We start from the raw sequence: 21,920 nt of genomic DNA on the forward strand, positions 1-21,920 counted from the left end.
GTAGTAATCCCCCCATTTTTTTAGGGATTACCCCACTACCATGTGAAGTGGTCCGGCTTTTTAGGACAGTTTTGCGGCTCTGCTAAGATGCATCTGGTCTATGTTCATGCCGCTTTTCGTATTTCTGCTTGGGTGAAGTATGCGGTGTCCGGCGTGCGCTTATCAAGGGCGGTGTGAGGGCGCTCTGAGTTGTAGAACCCGATCCAGTTATCGATGATGCGTTTTGCTTGGAAGCCGTCAGTGATTTCGTGCAGATAGACAGCCTCCTGTTTGAGTGACCGCCACAACCGTTCAATGAAGATGTTGTCTAAATAGCGGCCGCGGCCATCCATTGAGATTTTGATGTCAGTCTTGGTCAAAGTGGTGATCCAGCCCGCCCCTGTGTATTGGCTGCCTTGATCCGTATTCATTATTTCTGGCTTTCCATATTTGGCGATTGCCTCCTCCAGCGCCTCAACACAGAAGCTGGCATCCAGCGTATTTGAGAGCCGCCAGGACAGCACCTTGCGCGTTGCCCAATCCATGATTGCCACCAGATACAAAAAGCCGCGCTTGACCGGGATGTAGGTGATGTCGCTACACCAAACCTGATTGGGTCGCGTGATTGCCAGCTTTCTCAGCAGGTACGGGTAAATGCGGTTCTCAGGATGCTTCTTGCTGGTGTTTGGCCCCTTGTATGCGGCCTGCAATCCCATAATGCCCATCAGGCGACGCACACGATGCCGCCCAGCCGAGAACCCAGATTGGGGAAGGTAAGCTGCAATCTGGCGGCTGCCAAAGAACGGGTATTTCGTGAAGACCCGATCAATCTCATTCAACAGCTTTAACGTTTCAGTATTCACACCTACGGGCGTGTAATACAGCGACGACCGGCTGATCCTCAGCAACTTGCATTGGCGCGTCAGGCTCAGCTTCGTGTTCTTCTTACGGATCATCTCGCGACGTTCAGACGGGCTCATCGCTTCAGCCCTTGTGACAAAAAATCGTTCTCCACCGCAAGCTGGCCGATCTTGGCGTGCAGATCTTTGATCTCGCCGTCCTTGTTCTCAGCCTTCTTGATTTTGTCCGAAAACACCCCGGCCATGCCTTCAATCGCCTGCCGTTTCCATGTGCTCACCTGCGTCGGGTGAAGTTGGCGCTTGGCTGCAATCTCCTGAACTGTCTTGTCACCACGTAGCGCCTCAAGCGCCACAGCAGCCTTAAACTTGTCTGAAAAGTTCCGTCGCTTCGTCATTCTCGTATCCATTCATCAGTGGTGGATACATCTTAGCACGCTGTCCAATTTTGCCGGACCACTTCACTTTGCCAGTCTGTGAATTAAGCCCTGGCGGCCTTAATGACGTTTTCGAGGGTAACCTCGGACACAAAACGCAGCTTCTGCCCTTCCTCGATCAACTCACGGGCACGCTCGATTTTTGTGCCGAAGTGAGTGGTGCGCCAGTGGCGTGAAGCTGTTGAGGAGATCACTACAAAGTCAGTTTTCTTCGTTGTCCGAGATGCGCAGATTCCGCCAACGCTTACGATCTCGGACATAATGAAAGACCGAGGCCCCATACGCATTGGACCAGTCAGGACGAATACAGAACCCACAATTTCTATTTCGTTTGGATCTGTAATCGGCTCATCAAGTTTTGCAACTGACCCAATGTTGGGGATACCGGTGTCGATGAAGCCGTCTCCCACCAGTTGTGCAATCCATTCCTGGATTTCCTCGGCTTCATTGTCCGTTAGGATGTCATCATCCATTGCCGTTTCAACTGCAGCTTTCAGGGGTGAGAACGGAGATGCATTCATCAGGATGTGTGAAGATTTGAAACGCTGGAGAATGGCGCGAACTTCGGCTTCAAGAACCCTCCCATCACAGATGATTCCAGCACAAAACCCGAGAAACTCATTCATTTCATCAGTTTCAACGGAAGTTGATCCTGAACCAAGTTCTGCCCGTTTGTCGTCGATCACTTGCTTCAGCTGATCCACCAGGTCTGTTTCGGACGAAAAGCACTTCGCCCGAATGTCATCCGCCAGATCGGAGGCATCCGGGTCGTTGAAGAACTCAGCAAACTTTCCAGCTTCGGCCAAGATGGCGTCTTCTTCACCCTCCTCAATACGCTGCGAGGACAAAGCGCCATCGAGAAAACCAATCCAATAAACTACCCGTTTCCGGGTATTGGCGGATTTATTGAAGGCGTTATGGCGTTCTTCGAGTTCGCGCTCGTGAATGTTGAGTAATGCTTTGCCAGATAAATTCATTTATGCACCGTTTTTCTATGCTTCGAATATACGATCGTAAGGCAAGAAAAGGCAAAGATGATTTCGTGTTGAGCCGAAAAACTCATTCCCAACATGATTTACGGGCACGGCATTAATGTTTACCGCAGCATTGGAAAATTTGAGCCTCTTGCAGTCATTCGCTACAGATTTCATTGATGATCTCGATACGGACGTTCCCACCGTCCGCTGTGGAAGCTCAGTTTTTTCTTCAATTGCGGTCACCCTCATCAACGGCCTCCTCAACCTGCACCTTGGCGTTCGGAATAAAGAATATAGCTTGCGCGGCAAAAGCAATGCGCCCTATTTTACGTTGAGCGATAGAAAACAGAGCCCAATGATCCCACTTCCTGATGAATTTGAACATGTGGACGCAGGCCTCCGCAATAGAACGATGACAGGTCATGAAGCCTCAAGAATCGTCTTCGTGTCACGAAAAAAACTCGGCCCACCTTGGCACTGGAAGTCTTGGAAGGCTGCTCGAGCAAGAGTCTTGGGAACACACTGCGAGACCTGTGGCGCGGGGAAGGAAGCCATCCTCTACGTGCAACACACATTCCGCGTGCCTCGTGTCAAACCGTACATTGAGCAGGCAAAAAAGGAATTTGAATCTAAAGAACCACAGCCTGATTATCGCCCCGCCCTTTATGAAGAATATGCAGAGATAAAGAATGCAGTCGTGCCCGTCCTGAGGGATTGCTGCCCGATCTGCGCAAGCCTTTCAATTCAATTTCGCAAGAAGGCTGCAACTTGGATTTGTAACGGTAGCGTCGGAGGACATTACTGCGCTCATGTATTTGCCACACCGGCCCAAAAGCCAGGCACCACAGCGAACCAGCGAAGAGCCGTCAAAGCTGAAATATACGAAGCTTATCACCGTAAGCTTCTCGCTCGCAAATACGACTGGATGCGAGATGCGATGCTTGCATGGATTTCTGATATGAGGAGGTACCTGTCTCTACGCGACACCAAGACCTTGTGTAAACGCTGCGCCTTTCTTGAAGACATGACCGATGCAAAACCATGCAGGTCCTGTGGGTTCGCCTATCCGAAAAACGAGACCGTTTGTCCCGACTGTGGCGAGCAGGAAATAGACACAGCAAGATGTCCGCTTTAGGAAATCTCACTGCGATGAGCGTCGAGGAATTGTCTGCCTGAAGTGGGTCGGCCATTAAATAACATGCGAAGCTGCAACTGAGAACAGCTACCTGCTTAGCACGGCCAAAGAGGGCTTAGACCGGACTTTAACTACGAGCGTAAGAAAAGTTAACGTTGAGTGATGCGGGGATCGTTCGGTCTGCAAGCGCTCAGTTTTCGATGCCGTTGCGAATACCTCTGGATTGACGGGCGGAAGCTGCATTTCTCACTAAGGTCCGGTATGCGGACCGAAGCTGACGTTAGGTGCGCTATCGTGACAACCCATTGAAACCTGATATGTTTCAACGAAACGGATTGAATAGGGCCTCCATGTATAATCTTTTTGTTTCCTCCAGAAGTGAATCTTGGAATGGGGACGCTTGGCTGATCGAGCGCAGCAGGTGTGTTCGGGAATATACCAGCGAAGCGTTTGAAAATGAATTTGGAGCGCTTGGCGTGGAAGAGATAGATCAGCTCCGTCGCTTTCCCTGCATCTTTGCATATGAAGCAGCCAAAGGACTTGATCCGCATTTTGGGCTGATCCGGGATGTGACCGTCCGCGGTAAAGATGTCCGCATCGACTACGAGATTTATCCGCTCGATACATTCCTGACAGCATCGCAACTCGACGAAATGACTTTCGAACTGGAGATTGAGAAGTGGGAGTTGAACCGGACACATTGGGCAGTAAAGAACGTCGATCTACCGGCCGAATTAAGCCGGAAGGGCATTTCACTTCCCCGTTGGGCTTCAAGCGCGGGCCCGAGGATAAATCTGTCGAAACATCAGTTTGACGTCGCGTTGTCGTTTCCCGGCGAGGCTCGCCAGTATGTAGAGCAGGTCGCGCAGCACTTGGAGCGGCTGCTCGGTCCTGATCGATACTTCTATGATCGAAACTATACTGCGCAGCTCGCACGCCCTTCTCTCGATACCTTTCTTCAGGGGATTTACCGTGATCGTTCTCGACTAATTGTGGTGTTTGCCGGCGGCGACTATCAACGGAAAAACTGGTGCGGGATCGAGTTCAGGGCGGTACGCGAGATCATTAATGGACGCGACCATGATCGGATCATGTTCGTAAGAATGGACGATGGTGAGGTCGAAGGTATTTTTGGCCACGACGGGTATGTCGACGCCAGACAACACGAACCCGCAGAGATCGCGTCATTTATCGATGAGCGAGTGAATCTGCTTCGGACGTGACGTTCTGTCTGGCGAAATGGCCATCGGGCGATGACATAAAAAACCATCATCAAATATAGTGTGATTCAAAAATATTTTAGCGTTTTGAAACTATGCTGTTAATTTTCCAACTTCATACCTAACCCCGCTTTTTTTAACGACCTAAAGCCCCCCTGGAGCCAACTGAACAGACTGTAATCCCGTATGGAAAGTGGTTCCTCGCGCCGTGGATACAGCCATAAAATGCACGTAGAAATATTCCGGGGCGCTATCTTCATCAAATGCAGTTGCCCCCGCCGTCGTCATAAAATTCAAGCCTACATTAGAAACGTCGCCATTAATCTTGTCCTCCGAGGTCGGCAGCACCCACTCAGGCCTAACTGGGTTGCCAGCATAGTCTATGCCATACTCATAGTAGAGGTAGGCTACAAAATCATGTGGGGACGCGTCTGGCTTTGCCTGTCTAAATTTATATAATAGTTGACCAAGGTCGCCGAATGGCAGCAGCGACAGATGAAGATCGAACACTGTCGACGCACCCGGTTGTAATGTTATCGGTAGAGGCTCGCTGGTCTGAATTTCACAGATTCCAAGGCTCGCGCCATCACGCAGATGAAATGGCCCCGCAAGTTCGGGCTTGGGCAACTTGCTCGCGACATCACATTCGGTGTCAACTACTGTAATTTCGCGCTCAGACGTATTTATGAAAACGTAATCTTCACGATACGAAACACCAATATCAAAGCCAATATCAATATTCCAATTTCTGTTAAGGAGCGCTGTTTCCTTGCGGAGAATGTGTCTCTCAATTGGCTCCCAAGCGGCTACGAGTAAAGCGCATATCGAGATAATGAGAGCAAAGGTATCTCGTCCCATAACCAACCTAACAATTGAAATTTAAATAGTCCGAGCCATAATCCCGATCAACGATCAGTGCGCAGTAAGATGTCAACACGCTTCGCTCCACGCTCCAATTAATATAAAAAGCTGAGTTTAGCTCTGGATAAGCGTTGACGGAAAGTGCTTAGCGCCATCAACCTCGGCCCACCTTAGGAAAACACCGCAACCCACTATACGTACAAACTCCTGACTAACACACCTCGTACCTTTGCACTGGGGAGGACCAAAATCCCAACATTCTACCCACCAAAAATAAGAAATAGCGCGATCGCTCCCAAAACCCAAAGAACCCAACCAAGACCGGAAACGGAACTACCATCTGGATCCAACGAGGGATTGGTCCGAATGCTGCCTATTGAAACACCTTCAGCGGAAGCCTCAAACTCAAGCCTGATATAATGGCTACCGACTTGAAATGCTTGAGTCGCGGACTTTGAATATTGGCCATTTGGCGAGCTGAGATGAGACTGAAGGACTGGAACTTGCATTTGGACACCATCGAAAACAGTTTTGCGCTCCATCTTCTGTAGGTGGTTTAAAATATTCTGTTTTGTCTTGACGTCTCCAGACGAAATCCACTTGAAGCGATTTTCTAAGTTCTCAGGCATCTGAAAATCAGTGATAACTTTTTCTGAGTGCGATGTGATAGTGGAAAGGATATCTTCAATCGATGTATTGTAGCCTACAGTAAAAGTTGTGTTCGATTTGGGCCCAAGGTGAGTCCACAGATTTTCTACCAACTCATACTTTTTGGCCAGCGGCATCTTTGGAGGCAGAAGTCCAAATAGACGCTCTGCCACCATTCCGCTCATGTGGGTGCGGCCGATACGCCAATTTGGTATCGTTTTTTCTGCGTAATCTCGAGCAGATGATCCGTAAAGCCGCCCGTATTCGTCAAGAATTGGCTTTATGTCCCCCGCGGATAGGGAGAAAAAATATTCTTTCACATCCTTGTCAGTTCCGCCTAACTCTTTGGTTAGCGCCTCTGCTTCAGCGATATGCTGGCGTGCTCGCTCCATCCCCGGATTTTTCGATCTATTTCGCACACGGCCGCGGGCTCTATAACCATAATTACTTTGGCGGCGTGTCATATCCAATTCATCCCAAGCATAGAAATGAATCTCGAAAATAGCCCCTTCTTCGTTGTGTCATATCCAATCACGATATCCCCGACCGAAGTCTTTAATACTTTGGAGAAGTTTACATGACTTCCACCACCTATCAGTGCAATTGTTCGCTCCAAATTAGGGAGAACCTCGGTGTCGAATGCATTCAACACCGCCTGTTCTTCATTTGAACTGAGTGGTATGGGAGTCAGGAAACGGTAGAAGTCCACCCGCAATTCTTTGGGGCCTTTTCCGATCGGAACCTTAAAATTATGGGACTCCATCCGCTAACCCGCAAGCATGACGACAACCAGGACAAGTGCCGCGAGACCACCGAAGATGTAGTAAGGGGTCCAATTAGTATCTCCGGTTTGCGACCGAGACAGCTGTCCCCGTTGAGCTTCGGCGGTGTTGCCCATTATTATTTCAGTGCGACCGATGGAGGTGTCTTGAGTATGGGTAATCGTGACTGACGTTCCATCTTTCGCTGCCTCATGTGTAGCGCCACCTAAGTGGCTTAGCGTGGCATGAAGGGCGTCCACGTCAACCTTCATATCATGAGCCTTCTTGCTAACGTCTAATATTCCCCTCTGATATTCGACAAGCATAGCCGCACGCTGAGCTTCTGGAATTCCAGACAAATCGATCTCTTGGGAAGGACCAAAACTTATTTTCGTAGGGGTATGCTCGACTCTGACCAATACATCTCTTCGATCTTCTTTATCAGACACAGTATTTCCTCTCTAAAATTTTTCGCCGGCTCGCCAGCGCTTTGGGTTAATGAATTCGCCAGCCCAAATCCCTCTCCGAGCACGCCGCGCCTCGTCTTCAAACAGGATGTAGGATGGTTCGTATTTTCTATATGCCAGCGCCCACCCGTTTAGGATCATTGTAATCCCAAGATCGATATTATCGGCTTGGCAGACAGCCACGGTTCTTCCGTATCTATCTGTATCTTTGGACGAACAGGCCACAATCCGTCCTATTACAATGCTGCTGAGAAAGTTCGTTGCATCCCGACCGCACGAATAGCGAACCGTTGAGTTCTTGCAAAACTGGCTGGTCTCAGGGGCATCTATTCCGTGCAAACGTATACGCTGGCCCTGAATTTCGATCGTGTCGCCATCGATTATTGAAGCGCGACCTGTGATGTCGGCATCGGCTTGACCAGATGTCTCGTATACTTCTGCATTAAGTGATGTTTTATCTCTTTGCGAAAGCCCGCGAGCAAATGCCTCTGGAGTGCGGTAATTTTGATAACCCAACAACACCAAGGCTACGAAACCTGGTACTGCGAGCGCGAAAAGTCCTATTTTCGTCGAGCTATCCATCTCATTTCCAATCAAAGTCAGCACCACTCTGACTCGTTTGGAAGGTTTCCGCCACCCCAGATAGTCCATTCGTCAGAACGCAATACTTCAGGTTGCGAAAGGCGCATCTATGCCACACGATAACGATCTTTGATTGACGCATACAGAACGATGACGCGCAAAAACTCGGTTAATGAAGAAGTATAAAAGGTAAATTTCTTCCTGTGCGCGATCATTCCAACTCAGTGTGGATTGGTCAGATTGAGTGAATATAACTATAAGTATTGTAGTGGACTGAGAGAGCTATGAGCTGGGCCGAACAGATCATAATGCGGTCGCTTCGCTAAGATCGAACTTTATCTACTGGCGACTTTCCCGCGCGAATACCTGGCAGGGCTGCGTCGCAGACTACATTGTAGGGACATGATCTGCAGGTTTTTGTCTCGCAAAAAGCGAATGCCTGCCTTGCCGCATCTGGACTAAAAACCTCGGCGGGTTCGCCTACCACGCGACGCTCCTGCTTGGCATTTTCGATAACATTAGCCACGAATTCATCGTCGAGAGCATAGTAGCGGACAGCCTGGCCACTTAAACGGGCTCTGCTTGATTGCCCAGTACGGATAGCCAGCGTCTTCAACATACGTCCAATCGTGGTGAGATCTTGTAGTGATAAAAGATCGCGTGGCACAGCCGAAGCGGGGTCGAGCACCCGAGCCTCGGGCATTAAGGCCAACTCAGCCTGAATCTGTGAAAGTGAAATGAAATTCCTTGCACCTCGCTCGATGATGGCTTCGACAGCCTGAATTAAAAAATCCTCTGCCGATAGGTTGTCGGCTTTACTGTATGCTAATCGCCGAATGGCGCTCTGAACTGCCTCTAAGAATCTGGGGTTTCCGGTCATCTCTGCGATAGTTTCGAGCGGTGCGGCGATCTGTTCAGCCCGGCCGCCGCGCGATGCTACTCTCTGCCGGTAAATCCGATCGGCTTCAACGATATTGGACATGCCCCACGAGTGGAGCTCTTGGCGTAGTACTTCGGAAACACTCAAATCTCGACCACGAATAAGACCAGATTCTTGTACAGCAGCAGGCATTGGTCTGCAGCCTATCTGATACATCCGGGTCGCGTTAACGGCATCAATACCAGAAATGTTGGTAATGACTTTTGGTCCATAAAAATTCAAGGTCCGCGTGGTGCCGTTTTTTTCAACCACTGATTTTAGACCTGTTGATTTAGAATAGCTGACTTTGAGAACTTGATTAATGTCGCCGTAACCACCTTCGTCGTTACTTCTGCGCCCAACAGATTCCAAATCATCAAGGACTAATAGACCGCGTCCCTGATCGATAAAGCGCACAAACGCTTTTTCTGAGCCTCCACCAAGTACTTTACCGTTGAAGGACAAATCTGCAATTCCTTCGGCAAGTGATGTTTTGCCCGAACCTTTTTCCCCATTAAGTAATAAAAGTGGGATGGCTTCGAATGCATTGTAGCAGTAACTCATCATCACGTATGCTGAAATAAGATGATAATCGGTATCATTGGGCAACCAAGTTAGTTGGCGCAGAAATGCAATGATGTCCTCCATGACCTCACCTGTTGAACGGCTGCAAGGTTGACCTCTTTTTGAGTTTGTGACGAATGTATCTATGTTTTTCCAAGACCATGTTGAATAGTCGCGTGGCTTTGGAATGGTTAGAACTTCGGTACCATCATCAAGGACAGTCACTTTATCCTCTTCCTCAACCCCATATGGCGCGGGTGCGGTGTTCATTCCCAAAATTACACCATCTGAACGGACTACCCGAGTCTCATAGTAGCTTGCTTTTTCGGGAAACATACGGGAGCTTCCATCCGGCATCTGCCGTTTTCTTTTTATCGTAGCCACTCGGCGAACTTGAAATGGATAGTACATTTTCCCGTTCACGAAAGCACCGTTGATATTAATGCGCTGATCCTCGTAAACCCCATCGTCCTGTTCGCTAAGTGGAACCGAGTTATCTGTAATCGGCATAGGCAATCCTATGGCCGGTGCAGCATTTAATAGGGCTTCAAATTCTACAACACCGCGCTTTTGGGTATCTGCTTCGAAAAAGGCGGCCCAGTTCTTCCCGAGGTCGCGCGGGGGTTCAGCACGTAAAAATTCACGGCATGCTAATTCACGCACCTGTTTAGCGAGATCCTCCCCAGCGGCATCGTTATTTTGTCCGAGGAAAATGCGCTCCCATGGTGCCCAAAATTTTACGTCGTCCCATTCCGCGGGTTTCTCTGTGCTATGAGTGGACGAGATTATCGACATTTTGGCTTCAAGCGATGTGCCGCGGATTGCTTGGCGGACATGCCATAGATCCCTCACTCCCTGTATCACGAAGAGCCAACGTTTTCCCTCAATTGAACCGCTCCACGTAGTCTCCGGGGCACCCGCACACCAACTATCCTCATCAAGAGGGTTCAGGCTAAACCCTGGAACTGTAATCTTCATAATTCGTTTTGATAGCACGCCATTTCGGCCGACAACTGGCGCAGTTATCCAATTGCCACGTTTTATTCCGCCGTGGGAAAAATCGAGGCCCGAAAGGCCAACACCGAAGTGATCCATTAGAAAGTCAGGATCCAGTCCTCGCCCTTTAAGATAGTCCAAAGCCCATGGAGATTTCGAGAGGCGAGCGCGCAGCTTTCGGAGCGTGTCCGAAGAAATTTTCACCAACTCAGGCAATTTGGGCAACGGCTTTGAAATGTCGTCGACTACCTCTAAGCGTGGCGATGCATTCAATAGGTCGCCTAAATATTGGATCGCATCCGCAGTTGTGCAGTCACGAACTATTTGCGTTGCATCTACCAAATCTCCATATGCTTTTGTCCCAGATGGATTCCAGTTATTAAAACGCCCAGCCTCTTGACCAACAGTTTCGAATCGACAGCTTTGACCTATTCCACCCGCCGCGTCAGCTACCATATAGGAAGTTTTGTGTTTAGCGGCGTCCTTCCCGTATAAGTCATGAATGACTCGCTCAATGTGGCGCGCATTTGTAAGAAGTGTACGAATCACTGAAATGTCGTAACGACGGCTCATACTTTGCTCCCATCAGCGGGCAGGCTTGACCACAGAATATCTCGAGCACGCGCATGCCTCTGGCCCGGCAAAAAACGCGCATACGTTTCTCGTATCGTTGCTTCGCCATCAAGAAGCAGAGCCGCTGCGTCAGAGTATCCGCCTGTACTCCTGACTGCTGCTGTCGCCAAAACATGGCGTATAGAATGTGGCCCGTGCGCACGAAGTTCTGCAATAGCACCACGACCAGTGTAAGGGTTGTATATCCCATATGTCGTTACCATAGAGCGGTAAGCTTCGTAGTATGCAGAGGAACTCAATGCGCAGCTCTTAGAGTTTTTGGTGGTTTTCTTAACAAAGAACTCATCTGCACAATTTTCATTGCCGATAAGATCGGCCCTGGCATCGATGTACTCAGAAATTTCGGTAAACAGATGATCTCGATCGCTAAGGAGAAATGTATTTTCTTCTTCAACTGAATTGGAACCTGAATTCTTGAAAGCAGACCCGGGGATTCTAACTTTCCACCCGGAATCTTCGTACGACAGTTCTCCACGTTTTATACGTATCAACTCCTTCCAACTACGAGGCTTATGCTGTCGAGGGCAAAGCAAAAGCTCCCGGAGGTTCTTTTGTCTGAACCCAAGTTCCAAGCCTATTCGCAATAACATTAGCGCACGTAGTGCCTCCGCCCTTCTGACAGGATAAGTTTGATCCGGCATGCGACGTCGAATTTCGTAGACTATCTTGTAATATTCGTTAAGGGGAGCATCAGCGTTTAGTACCGGCAGTAATGCCTCGAAAGGATCACGGCCTTTACTTGATGCCTGTGCAACGTTTTTTATTCGTTGATTTAGATGCTCCTTGGCATCAGCGCATGCGTCACCCCAATTTTTCTTAACTTTTTCAATAGTCGCTTTAGAAATTAGCCCCGGAACATGAATAAGATGCTGTCCAAAATTGGGCGTTTGGGCAACAAGGCCAAATTTGGCATGGAGTAAAGACTCCAAAAGTATGAGAGGAGTTTCTATTGCTTTTGTATACCCTCCTCTGCGCGCTCTTTTCCATTCGATGAAGCGATCAACTGCCTCGGGTGAAAGACATATTGAGAGGGAAATAATTTCTTCCGGAAGACCCATCTGTTGAAGTGAACCAAGGAAAGCGCGCAATTCGTAGTCGGCTTTGTCTGCCGATACTCGGCCCCATTTCTCATTTCTCTTTTTACTAAACGGAACCATCGCTGCCATCTTAAACGATATTAACTCGTCCAGCTCTTTTAAAAGATGAGCGGGTGCCATGGTTAAACGCCCACTCGGCTTCCTTGCGAGCGCGTAAGCTGAAATATCCAGTGACTGCCCCGGCGATGTGGAAGATCCGTCTTCCAGAATTTCTTTCGGCGTCGATAAGATATTTTCCGAGATCCAGCTCAGAATTTCGTCTCTTTCAGTCAAAGATCTCTGCATATAGTTGTCAGGGAGATGTTTTGACACCCTCCGCTGAATGCTCGCAGGTAGTCCGGTCTCATGGCTAAGAGCTGACATCGGGATCTTCGGAAGCTTTTCTAACAGATATCCCGGACGAACATTAAATAGCTTTTCAAGCCGTTGGATATCATGCCGGCTGGATGGACGTGGAAGCTTGCTTCCCTGTTCCCAATTTCGGATTTTGGTACTATCAGGTTTCGCGCCGTCCTTAACGATTTCACAGGCTAAGTTGCGCCTTGTTAGCAAAGATGAAATCCGTAGCCGTGTAAGTCGCTCACCAAAAGTTTCTTTGCTGTACGTCGTATCGGAAAATTGGAGTAACTCTTTAGCCCATGGACGAATACGCGTACGCAATTCACCCTTCCAACGTCTTGCCGTGTTATCATTTCCAAGAGCTTTTTTCGAAAGGTCCCACTGTAAAGTGCCAACCAGTTCGTCGCGAACTATGTCGTCTTTTGAAATTGAATTGGCTTCCATAAATGCAGTTAGTGACCGCGTAGTGTTCGATACGGCATTCGCGTTACTTGGACGCCCAGGGTGCTCGATCTCGAGTTCCACACGTCGACGATCTTTTACGTGCTGAAGTAGCATGTGATAGCTAATGCCTGATTTCCCGTTTGTTTCCGCAACCAAAGCCTTGGGGGTTTCAAATTCGCCCTTCATTTATTCTCCTCCTGTGTCATTCGGAGTTTATTTTGGCGGAATGTTTGCAATCCAAAGCTCAAATGTGAGAAAATCGGTACGTTTGCGGAAAAACCAAACATAATTACGTCTAATAATCTGATTTAATTAGATAAAATATTTGTGTTGATAGCTGTCCCCGCGCTGTGTCGGCACTTTAGACTGGGACAACGCTACCGACACACTTTTCAGCTATCCGGTACACAGAGCGACACAGGTACTGAACCGACACTCCAATAATAATTTATTGAATAAATATATATCGTTAGCGTAGCAGAACAGGCGCAAGGAATTGGGTTCTAATTCTCACTGGCGGCGGGCCGACACATTCTCTACCACAATCCACACCCACCCCATTGCGACTATTTCTAAGGATTTAATGGATATACTGTACTGATTTACGGCGCTCGAACATCGCCGATAAAGGTGTTAGAAAAAGCCTTTCCTTTACAGATAAAAATCCACCTTTAACGTGGTCGTTCAACTTTATTTTTCTATTGTTAACGCAATTCTACGTAACACTAAGTTTTTAAAAAATAAATTCGAGGCTTCGGTTCGTCAGGTATAGGCTCCACCATACACCTACCAAAAATCCAGCATAAATGTTTCGCACCCTTCGGGGCTGACTGACGCGCGTTCGCGAGGCGTTACATGTGCTGCGCATCTTTAGCGCGGCTCAACGCGGACAAAGATATTTTCCTCCTGTACTAGACGACCGGTCTAATAGCTCCTATCTCCCTCCTATGACAGAGCAAAAGAAATCAGATCAAACGCGGCAGAAGATCCTGACCGCCGGACGATCGCTCATCAGCAAGCACGGGTTCGGCGCCGTCGGGCTGGCGCGCATCCTCAAGGAAAGCGACGTTCCCAAAGGGTCGTTCTATTACTACTTTCCGTCCAAGGACGGCTTTGGTCAGGCGCTATTGCATGATTATGTCGCCGACTATCTGGCGCGCATCGATACCCTGTGCAGCGGGGCGGGGTCTGCGCATGACAAGCTTACGGCCTTTTGGTCAGCATGGCTGGCGCATGCGCACTCCGAAGGAATCGCCAACCAGTGCCTTGTGGTCAAATTGGGTGCCGAGGTCGCCGATTTGTCAGATGACATGCGCCGTATTCTAAATGACGGCGTGGCAGAACTTGTGACCCGTATTGCGGACCTGTTGGTTGCCGGAGCGAACGACGGCTCCGTCCCGCCGATCAGTGATCCGCGTGCGACCGCGCAGATGCTTTATGCCAAATTCCTAGGGGCCGCGATCCTGTCAAAACTCTCGCAGGATCAAATCCCGCTACAGCAGGCTTTGTCAGAAACCACCGATTTTCTAGCCATACGATAAACACAAGAAAGCGAGACCCCTATGAAAGCAGCAGTCCACAACAGCTTTGGCGAACCCATCGACGTCATTGAAAGCACCCAAGTCGACACCCCCACCGCAGGCGCGGGCGAGGTTCTGGTCAAGATGACCCTGTCCCCGATCCACAACCACGATCTGTGGACGATCCGCGGCAACTACGGCTACAAACCCGAGCTTCCCGGTGCGATTGGCGGGAGCGAAGCGCTTGGCACGGTAGAGGCCGTTGGCGAGGGCGTGGATGAGGCAATGATCGGCCAGCGCGTGTCGATTGCGGGCGTGCATGGCACATGGGCTGACTACTTTGTTGCCCCCGCCACTGGCGTTCTTCCCCTGCCCGACGCGATCTCTGATGTCGCCGGTGCGCAGTTGATCGCCATGCCGTTCAGCGCGATTTCCTTGCTGGAAACGCTGAAGGCAAAGAAGGGCGACTGGATCGTCCAGACCGCTGCGAACGGGGCCGTGGGCAAGATCATGACCACACTCGCCAAAAGCCGCGGCATCAACCTGCTGAACCTCGTGCGCCGCGAAGAGGCAGTGAAAGAGCTCACCGATCTGGGCATCGACAATGTACTGTCGACCTCCGAAGACGGCTGGCAGGACAAAGCCCGCGCGATCATCGGTGAAAAGGGGGCCGCATCAGCAATCGACTCTGTCGGTGGTGACATCTCTGCCGTTCTGGTCGATTTGCTGGGACTGGACGGCGAGCTTGTCGTTTTCGGGACAGCCACCGGTGCGCCGATGCCGCTGAATTCGGGTGCGCTGATCATGAAGCACATCACGGTAAAAGGCTTCTGGGGTTCCCGCGTGAGCGGCGAGATGGACCCCGAAGAGCGCAAGCGCCTGATCACAGAGCTGGTGACGCTGGTCGCCAAAGGCGAGCTGGTGCTGGAAGATGGCGGGCAGTTCGGGTTGGACGATCTGTCTGGCGCACTGAAAGCGTCGCTGACACCGGGTCGTTCTGGTAAAGTGATGATCCGCGGCTAAACGCAGCTGCACCGAAAACAAAGGCGCGGCCCGCCCCCTGATCATGCGTCAGAGGGCGGGCCGTTTTCGTATCGCAGGTCGATCTTAGGCCGCGATTTTTAGAACGGCAGCCCTGTATAATTCTCGGCCAGATCCCGCCGCGCCGTTTCGCTTTGTGCCAGATGGGCAAGCGACGCCCGACGCATCTGTGGTGCAAAGCTGTCTTCGCCCTCGAACTGGTGCAGCATGGTCGTCATCTGCCAGCTGAACCGCATCGCCTTCCATATCCGCGCCAGCGCATGTGCCGAATAGCCATCAATACCGCGCTTATCCCCTCGCTTGAGCGCCGCGATCAACGCGTCGTGCAAATAGAACACATCCGACACCGCAAGGTTCAGCCCCTTGGCGCCGGTCGGGGGGACGATATGCGCAGCGTCGCCCACCAGAAACAGATTGCCCCACCGCAACGGCTCGCTCACAAACGACCGCAGCGGCGCGATGGATTTTTCGATCGACGGACCGGTGATCAATGCGCTGGCCACGGACTGAGGCAGCCGTTGCTTCAGCGCCTCCCAAAAACGGTCATCGCTCCAGTCTGCGACGTTCTCTGAGGAGGCCACCTGAATGTAATACCGGCTCAGACTTTCGCTGCGCATAGAGGCAAGGGCGAAGCCGTGTTCGGAGCTGGCATAGATCAATTCGTCATTCACCGGTTTCGTACGCGACAGAACCCCCAGCCAGCCAAAGGGGTAGACCCGTTCGAATTCCTTGCGTTTGGCGGCAGGGATCGTCTTGCGGCTGACACCGTGAAATCCGTCACAGCCTGCGACGTAGGTGCAGGTAATCTCTTGGTGTTGACCATCCTTGAGAAAGGACACCGTGGGCGCGTTGGTGTCTGCGCCGGCAATGACCACGTCCTCGACCTCGTGGATGATCGTCGCACCCATTCTGTCCTGAGCCTCGTATAGATCGCGGGTGACTTCGGTCTGGCCATAAACCATGACCTGTTTCCCGATCAGCTTTTGGAAATCGATATGCACCATCAGATCGTTGTCGGTCAGATAGCAGCCCTGATGCGCCAAGCCCTGCTGGTCCATCCGCGCGCCCACACCGGCGTGGCGCAGCAGGTTCGTCGTGCCGTCTTCCAACACACCGGCGCGGATTCGAGACAGAACATGGTCGCGGGTGGTCCGTTCAAGAACGACAGTGCTGACACCTGCATTATTCAGCAGTTGCGACAACAACAGACCAGATGGTCCGCCACCGATAATGACGACTTGAGTTTTCATTTTAGGTTTCCCTGCCCGACTATCGAATTAACCTATTGTACGAAACGTGCAGGATAAATGGATCGCGACTGCATTTGCTGGTACTATTCGTGCATGACAAAGCTTTCCCCGATCCCCAGCTATGCGCTTTTTGGTGAAACGAAAGGGTTTCCCGATGTGCTGCATTGCGAACGGATCAAGGACCGCGCACCGGATCACGCTTGGCATATCGCGCCGCATCGCCACGCTCGGCTCGCGCAGGTGTTGTATATTCTGTCGGGCGGTGGCACCGCAAATATCGAGGGTGACCGCTTTGCCCTGACACAGGGTTCGGTCGTGTTTATTCCACCACGCATGGTGCATAGCTTCGACTTTACCCCCAACACCCAAGGCATGGTGCAGTCCTTTCCCATCGCGATCCTGCACAGCATAGGGCCGCTAAATGCAGAACTGGGCAAAGCGCTGTCCAAACCCACGGTCGGGCGGGCGGCCGGCACCTTGGTTGCGCTGATGACACAGCTTGAAACCGTGACCGCCCAGACCGGCGCCCCGTTTCGGGCTCAGATCGCTGTGGGGCTAGGGCAAGCGGTTCTGTCCAGCATCGCGGCATGGGGGACGACGCAAAAGGACGGCAGCGCCCCGCTCGACGACCGGCTGTCGCGACTGGACCAGTTGATCAGTGATCCGGCCAGCGCGGGCTGGACGGCCAAGGATTTTGCCGGCAGCATTGGCGTCAGCACAGGACATCTGTCGCGCCTGTGCCGTGCAGCCAAGGGCCAGTCCGCCACCGCCTATATCGAAGCCCGCCACGTCGAAGAAGCCTGCCGCATGTTGGCATTCACGCGCCTTTCAGTGGCCGAGGTGGGCTACCGTCTGGGCTTTGCCGACCCGTCCTATTTCTCGCGGCGATTTCGTACCGTTCAAGGCGTCACCCCGTCGCAATACCGCCATCAGTTCGCAACCTGACCACTGCTTCCCTGCACCACAGGTTGAAGAGTCGGCAATTCCGCGCCCCAAAACTGACAAACGTCAGATTTATTAACCGTTATCGCTAACAGCCGTTTGACCTCCCCCTGACGATGCGTGAAGGTGACGTCAGGGAGCCTGCGCAAATCGTGTTGCGCAGAATAAAGAAACCAAAGTTTCTGGGAGGAAATCTAATGACTAAAGGCAATATGAACCGCCGCACCATGCTGCGTGGGGCCGCTCTTGGCGCGCTGGCAACACCGGCGCTGGTTGGCAAGGGTATCGCACAAGGTAAGGTAAACTGGCGCGTGCAAGCGCACTGGCCCAAGGCGTCCAGCTCTTTCAACGACAGCCTCGGTAAACTGGCAGAAGTGCTTGAGGCGCGCACCGAAGGCGCGTTCAAGATGGATTTGCTGGGTGCGGGTGAATTCGCCAAAGGCCCCGACATCTACAACATCGTGCGCAAAGGCGTTGTGCCCATGGGGACGGTCAGCCCGTCCTATGTGCAGGATCAGGCGCAGGCCGCGTCCTTCCTGTTCGGCATCCCCGGCACCTTCCGTCAGGCGTGGGAAATGGAACACGCGATCAAGAACCTTGGCCTTGAGGCGCTGGTGAACGAAGACCTGAACGCCGACGGCGTGATGATGAAGACGGAAAAAGTACTGCCCGTCGAAATCGTCGTCTCGAAGAAAATCGAATCCGCCGAAGACTTCAAAGGACTCAAGCTGCGGTCGTCGGGGACGATGCTGGATTACCTCCAGTCCGCCGGTGCCGCACCGCAATACATTCCGGGGTCCGAGCTTTATCAATCGCTCAGCTCGGGCGTTGTGGATGGCGCACACTGGGGGGCCGCCGTGGGGGCGCAATCCATGTCCCTGTGGGAGGTCTGCAAATACCACTACAAACCCGCGCTTGGTCAAACCACTGACGCCTTCATCCTTAACATGGATGCCGTCGACGGGCTGGAAGACGATCTGCGTACCGCCCTGCTCGACACGATGGAGACGCGTTTCTTCCAACGCTCGGCCGAATATCAACACGCCGAAGCCATCGCGATTTCCGAGGGCGTTGCCGAGAATGGCGTAGAGGTGTTGCAACTGCCCGACGATGTGCTGGCAATCCTTGCGGATGCGTCGTCCAAGATCCTCGATACAGAGGCGCAGAAAGGCGAACGCGCGGCGAAGGCGGCAGACATCTACAAAACCTTGATGACCGACCTCGGCTATCTTTAAGCGTCTGATCCGGGGGGATACCCCCCGGTAAGGCCGCGCTGAAAATCATTGTAGCCGCCTGATATGTCTTTGCATTTCTGGCGGCTCGTTTTTGTCCTGAGGGAGAAACGTTTTGTTTAAACTTGCGCGCTTCATCACGCAATTGAACCGCATTATCGGCTATTGGATCAGCTTTTGCGTGCTGATTATCTTTGCCCTGCTCTTGGCCGATGTGGTCATGCGCTATCTGATCGGACAGCCCGCGATCTGGACTGCCGAACTGGCAACGCTGATCTTTGGAGTCTATGCGATCATCGGGGGCGGGTACCTGCTGACCGAACGCGGTCACGTGAACGTCGATATTATTTATGGCCAGTTTTCACCCAAGCGCAAAGCGCTGGTCGACATCGTAACATGGCCGCTGTTCGTGATCTTTGTCGGTGTGCTGCTGTGGCAGGGCTATGACATCGCGTCAGAAGCCATCGCCGATATGGAGCGGTCGAATTCCGTCTGGAAGGCCCCGCTGTGGCCGACCAAATCCCTGATCCCCGTCGCGGCGCTGCTGCTGCTGTTGCAGGGGTTCGTACGCCTTTGGGCCGATGTGCGCACCCTGATGGGACTGCCCAATGATCCCGCAATTTTTGGTCAACCCGCTACCGGTGACACCGAAGCCGCCCAAGCCGCTGGAGGCCACTCATGAGCGTCGAAATTCTGACCATGCTATTCTTTGGCGCGCTGCTGCTGTTTGTGATGCTCGGCACGCCGCTTGCCTTTGCCCTTGGGGGGATTTCAGTCATCTTCCTGTACGCCGAAATGGGCGATCTAGGGTTCTATCTGCTCGCCTCTAAAATGTGGGAGACGATGCAATCACCCACCCTTATGGCGATCCCGCTGTTTGTCTTCATGGCGATCCTGCTCGAGAAATCGGGGGTCGCGAATGACCTTTACGATATGATGCACGAATGGTGGGGCGGCCTGCGTGGCGGTCTGGCCATCGGCACGGTGCTGATCTGCGTGATCTTTGCCGCCATGTCGGGCATCTCGGGTGCGGCGGTTGTGACAATGGGGACCATCGCGCTGCCCAAGATGCTGGAACGGGGCTATGACAAAAAGCTCGCACTCGGGGCGATCAACGCGGGCGGCGGCTGGGGCATCCTGATCCCGCCCTCGATCCTCATGGTGCTCTATTCGCTGCTCACCGAGGTGTCTGTCGGTCGGCTGTTCGCAGCGGGCATCGGGCCGGGGCTGCTGCTGTTTTTCCTCGTGTCCGTCTATATCGGCGGGCGCTGCTGGATGCAGCCCGAACTCGGTCCTGCCCTGCCAAAGGAAGAACGCGCAAGTTGGGGCCAGAAGTTCCGCTCTCTCAAAGCGGTAATTTTGCCAATCCTGATCGTGGTTATCGTACTTGGTGCCATCTTTGGCGGTTTCGCCACACCGACCGAAGCCGCTGCAATCGGTGTTTTTGGGGCGATGGTCGCAACCGGCATCAACCGGCAACTGTCGTGGGTCGTGATCCGCGACGCGTCGGTTGCGACGCTTAAGCTGACGGCGCTGATCATGTGGATCCTGTTTGCGGCGCACGCCTTTAGCACGGCCTATACGGCGCTTGGGGCACAAAGCCTGATCCAGGACATGATGAACCTTGTGCCCGGTGGGCGTTGGGGGTCGCTGATCTTTATGCTCGCGGTTCTGTTCATCCTTGGCATGGTGCTGGATCCGGTGGGGATCATGTTGATCACCCTGCCCGTGTTCCTGCCTGTGGTGCAGAGCTATGGCTTTGATCCGATCTGGTTCGGCATTCTGTTCATCATCATGATGGAGGTCGGGTATATGACCCCGCCCTTCGGCTTTAACCTCTTTTACCTCAAAGGGGTGGCCCCGCCGGATGTGACGATGGGCGACATCTATGCCTCTGTGACGCCCTATGTGATCGTCACGCTGATCGGGGTCTTGCTGATCATCCTGATCCCCGAGATCGCGACCTATCTGCCCAAGTACTTCTACGGGTAGGCCGACCGCAAAACTGCTTTGACCCGCGCCCAAGCTGCGGGTCAAAGCCACTGACGGGATATGCCCAAATTATAGGCATCCGTCGCGAAGCAGCCTCAAATTGCGCCAAAAATGCCCGTTTCGGATCGCACCCGACGGGAATCACGCTATCCAGATGGGAGTTATTTTCAACTGGACGAGGCCCCCCATCAACATCGCCGCCCATACCGATCAGGCTTTCGCCGTGCCGATGCAACCCCGCGCCCGCGGGGCGTTGCGCATCAGCAGCAAGACCTATGGCGAGACGTCGGTGATCGACGATCTGTACCAGCAGGGCTGCTTCAAGGCGCTCTTTCCGCGGGCGGCGGCGGGTGGTCTGACGGGGGTTTTCCTCAACACCTCTGGCGGGATGACGGGCGGCGACGAGCTGTCGATCCACGCCACTGCCGGTGCGGACAGCCGCCTGACCCTGACCAGTCAGGCTGCCGAACGTGTCTATCTGGCGCAACCCGGCCCGATGGCACAGATGACGACGCGGCTGGTCGCAAAAGGCGGGGCGCGGGTCGATTGGTTGCCACAGGAAACGATCCTGTTCAACGGCTCTGCCCTGCGTCGCAAGCTGGACGTAGATTTAGCTGACGATGCCTGTTTCTTTGGCGTCGAACCGCTGGTCTTTGGACGCGTGTCCATGGGCGAGACGCTAACTGACGCGCGCTTTGCCGATAACATCACGATCCGCCGCGACGGGCGTCCTGTCTTTGCCGACGCCGTGCGCCTGTCTGGCAATATCCACGCGCAGCTGGCGGGCACCGCCACGGCGGGCGGAAACTGCGCTATGGCCAGCGTGATCTATGCCGCCCCCGATGCCGAGGCGCTGCTTGCCCCCCTGCGCGCCCTGCTGCCCGCCAGCGCCGGTGCCAGCCTGATCCGCGAGGGCATTCTTTATGCCCGCATCCTCGCGCCTGACAGTTACATCCTGCGCCAGTCGCTGGTGCCGGTCATCGCCCGCCTGCATGGCGCGGCCCCTCCCAAAACATGGATGCTTTGA

At 52.6% G+C, this 21,920-nt stretch carries 18 protein-coding genes; 9 read left to right on the plus strand and 9 right to left on the minus strand.

The annotated features are described in order from the left end of the window. Positions 1 to 104: 104 nt before the first annotated feature. Both E5180_RS11205 and E5180_RS11210 read right to left on the minus strand, forming a co-directional pair. Positions 105 to 1,234, minus strand: a protein-coding gene (locus E5180_RS11205; protein ID WP_441351448.1) for an IS3 family transposase whose coding sequence is annotated in 2 segments (ribosomal slippage) — positions 105 to 961 and positions 961 to 1,234 — 1,131 coding nt in all. Because the reading frame shifts where the segments join, the coding sequence is not laid out codon by codon here. Between the two features lie 83 nt (positions 1,235 to 1,317). Further along, entirely contained in the window at positions 1,318 to 2,250 is a 933-nt protein-coding gene (locus E5180_RS11210) for a hypothetical protein (RefSeq protein WP_138924448.1), read from the minus strand. Positions 2,251 to 2,365: 115 nt separating this feature from the next. On the opposite strand from E5180_RS11210, the gene E5180_RS11215 reads away from it, so the two are divergent. Together E5180_RS11215 and E5180_RS11220 are read left to right on the plus strand one after the other, a co-directional pair. Further along, a complete protein-coding gene (locus tag E5180_RS11215; protein WP_138924449.1) occupies positions 2,366 to 3,385 on the plus strand; it encodes a hypothetical protein in 1,020 nt (339 codons plus the stop codon). Positions 3,386 to 3,735: 350 nt separating this feature from the next. Next, a complete protein-coding gene (locus E5180_RS11220; RefSeq protein ID WP_138924450.1) occupies positions 3,736 to 4,608 on the plus strand; it encodes a TIR domain-containing protein in 873 nt (290 codons plus the stop codon). A gap of 141 nt (positions 4,609 to 4,749) precedes the next feature. On the opposite strand, the gene E5180_RS11225 is transcribed toward E5180_RS11220, so the two are convergent. From E5180_RS11225 to E5180_RS11250, 6 genes are all read right to left on the minus strand, one after another. Continuing rightward, positions 4,750 to 5,463, minus strand: coding sequence for a hypothetical protein (locus tag E5180_RS11225; RefSeq protein ID WP_138924451.1), 714 nt, complete (start codon positions 5,461 to 5,463; stop codon positions 4,750 to 4,752). 263 nt (positions 5,464 to 5,726) lie between these two features. After that, positions 5,727 to 6,578: a hypothetical protein gene (locus E5180_RS11230; RefSeq protein WP_138924452.1), complete on the minus strand. Its 852-nt coding sequence runs from the start codon at positions 6,576 to 6,578 to the stop codon at positions 5,727 to 5,729. A 302-nt stretch (positions 6,579 to 6,880) separates the two neighbouring features. Next, a complete protein-coding gene (locus E5180_RS11235; RefSeq protein WP_138924453.1) occupies positions 6,881 to 7,324 on the minus strand; it encodes a hypothetical protein in 444 nt (147 codons plus the stop codon). 12 nt (positions 7,325 to 7,336) lie between these two features. Beyond that, on the minus strand, positions 7,337 to 7,993 hold the full coding sequence (locus E5180_RS11240) for a thermonuclease family protein (RefSeq protein ID WP_206338722.1): 657 nt from the start codon (positions 7,991 to 7,993) through the stop codon (positions 7,337 to 7,339). A gap of 253 nt (positions 7,994 to 8,246) precedes the next feature. Then, positions 8,247 to 10,976: a hypothetical protein gene (locus E5180_RS11245; RefSeq protein ID WP_138924454.1), complete on the minus strand. Its 2,730-nt coding sequence runs from the start codon at positions 10,974 to 10,976 to the stop codon at positions 8,247 to 8,249. Beyond that, entirely contained in the window at positions 10,973 to 13,102 is a 2,130-nt protein-coding gene (locus E5180_RS11250) for a hypothetical protein (protein ID WP_138924455.1), read from the minus strand. The genes E5180_RS11245 and E5180_RS11250 overlap by 4 nt, the downstream gene beginning before the upstream one ends. Before the next feature lie 761 nt (positions 13,103 to 13,863). On the opposite strand from E5180_RS11250, the gene E5180_RS11255 reads away from it, so the two are divergent. Then, the gene (locus E5180_RS11255; protein ID WP_138924456.1) at positions 13,864 to 14,457 is read left to right on the plus strand and encodes a TetR/AcrR family transcriptional regulator; all 594 of its coding nucleotides are present in this window, start codon (positions 13,864 to 13,866) and stop codon (positions 14,455 to 14,457) included. Positions 14,458 to 14,478: 21 nt separating this feature from the next. Next, complete coding sequence (locus tag E5180_RS11260; RefSeq protein WP_138924457.1) at positions 14,479 to 15,459, plus strand: zinc-binding dehydrogenase; 981 nt, start codon at positions 14,479 to 14,481, stop codon at positions 15,457 to 15,459. A gap of 98 nt (positions 15,460 to 15,557) precedes the next feature. Here the strand turns inward: E5180_RS11260 and pobA are convergent, their stop codons facing one another. Continuing rightward, positions 15,558 to 16,727, minus strand: coding sequence for a 4-hydroxybenzoate 3-monooxygenase (pobA, locus tag E5180_RS11265; RefSeq protein ID WP_138924458.1), 1,170 nt, complete (start codon positions 16,725 to 16,727; stop codon positions 15,558 to 15,560). Positions 16,728 to 16,820: 93 nt separating this feature from the next. Between pobA and E5180_RS11270 the strand changes: the two genes are divergently transcribed. The 5 genes from E5180_RS11270 to E5180_RS11290 all read left to right on the plus strand — a co-directional run bounded on the left by E5180_RS11270 (position 16,821) and on the right by E5180_RS11290 (position 21,920). Beyond that, entirely contained in the window at positions 16,821 to 17,672 is an 852-nt protein-coding gene (locus tag E5180_RS11270; protein ID WP_138924459.1) for a helix-turn-helix domain-containing protein, read from the plus strand. A 194-nt stretch (positions 17,673 to 17,866) separates the two neighbouring features. Next, entirely contained in the window at positions 17,867 to 18,904 is a 1,038-nt protein-coding gene (locus E5180_RS11275; protein ID WP_138924460.1) for a TRAP transporter substrate-binding protein, read from the plus strand. Between the two features lie 112 nt (positions 18,905 to 19,016). After that, positions 19,017 to 19,583: a TRAP transporter small permease subunit gene (locus E5180_RS11280; protein WP_138924461.1), complete on the plus strand. Its 567-nt coding sequence runs from the start codon at positions 19,017 to 19,019 to the stop codon at positions 19,581 to 19,583. Beyond that, positions 19,580 to 20,893, plus strand: coding sequence for a TRAP transporter large permease (locus E5180_RS11285; protein WP_138924462.1), 1,314 nt, complete (start codon positions 19,580 to 19,582; stop codon positions 20,891 to 20,893). Before E5180_RS11280 ends, E5180_RS11285 begins: the two co-directional genes overlap by 4 nt. Before the next feature lie 154 nt (positions 20,894 to 21,047). Next, the gene (locus E5180_RS11290) at positions 21,048 to 21,920 is read left to right on the plus strand and encodes an urease accessory protein UreD (RefSeq protein WP_138924463.1); all 873 of its coding nucleotides are present in this window, start codon (positions 21,048 to 21,050) and stop codon (positions 21,918 to 21,920) included.

Origin of the sequence: Sulfitobacter sp. BSw21498, from assembly GCF_006064855.1 — a bacterium.
Taxonomy (GTDB): Bacteria; Pseudomonadota; Alphaproteobacteria; order Rhodobacterales; family Rhodobacteraceae; genus Sulfitobacter.

Excerpts from the sequence above, each read along its gene's own strand:
- E5180_RS11275 (WP_138924460.1), top strand. The coding sequence starts at position 17,867 with ATGACTAAAGGCAATATGAACCGCCGCACCATGCTGCGTGGGGCCGCT.
- E5180_RS11255 (WP_138924456.1), top strand. The coding sequence starts at position 13,864 with ATGACAGAGCAAAAGAAATCAGATCAAACGCGGCAGAAGATCCTGACC.
- E5180_RS11220 (WP_138924450.1), top strand. The coding sequence starts at position 3,736 with ATGTATAATCTTTTTGTTTCCTCCAGAAGTGAATCTTGGAATGGGGAC.
- E5180_RS11240 (WP_206338722.1), bottom strand. The coding sequence starts at position 7,993 with ATGGACTATCTGGGGTGGCGGAAACCTTCCAAACGAGTCAGAGTGGTG.
- E5180_RS11270 (WP_138924459.1), top strand. The coding sequence starts at position 16,821 with ATGACAAAGCTTTCCCCGATCCCCAGCTATGCGCTTTTTGGTGAAACG.
- E5180_RS11285 (WP_138924462.1), top strand. The coding sequence starts at position 19,580 with ATGAGCGTCGAAATTCTGACCATGCTATTCTTTGGCGCGCTGCTGCTG.
- E5180_RS11245 (WP_138924454.1), bottom strand. The coding sequence starts at position 10,976 with ATGAGCCGTCGTTACGACATTTCAGTGATTCGTACACTTCTTACAAAT.
- E5180_RS11250 (WP_138924455.1), bottom strand. The coding sequence starts at position 13,102 with ATGAAGGGCGAATTTGAAACCCCCAAGGCTTTGGTTGCGGAAACAAAC.
- E5180_RS11225 (WP_138924451.1), bottom strand. The coding sequence starts at position 5,463 with ATGGGACGAGATACCTTTGCTCTCATTATCTCGATATGCGCTTTACTC.
- pobA (WP_138924458.1), bottom strand. The coding sequence starts at position 16,727 with ATGAAAACTCAAGTCGTCATTATCGGTGGCGGACCATCTGGTCTGTTG.
- E5180_RS11215 (WP_138924449.1), top strand. The coding sequence starts at position 2,366 with ATGTTTACCGCAGCATTGGAAAATTTGAGCCTCTTGCAGTCATTCGCT.
- E5180_RS11260 (WP_138924457.1), top strand. The coding sequence starts at position 14,479 with ATGAAAGCAGCAGTCCACAACAGCTTTGGCGAACCCATCGACGTCATT.
- E5180_RS11210 (WP_138924448.1), bottom strand. The coding sequence starts at position 2,250 with ATGAATTTATCTGGCAAAGCATTACTCAACATTCACGAGCGCGAACTC.
- E5180_RS11290 (WP_138924463.1), top strand. The coding sequence starts at position 21,048 with ATGGGAGTTATTTTCAACTGGACGAGGCCCCCCATCAACATCGCCGCC.
- E5180_RS11230 (WP_138924452.1), bottom strand. The coding sequence starts at position 6,578 with ATGACACGCCGCCAAAGTAATTATGGTTATAGAGCCCGCGGCCGTGTG.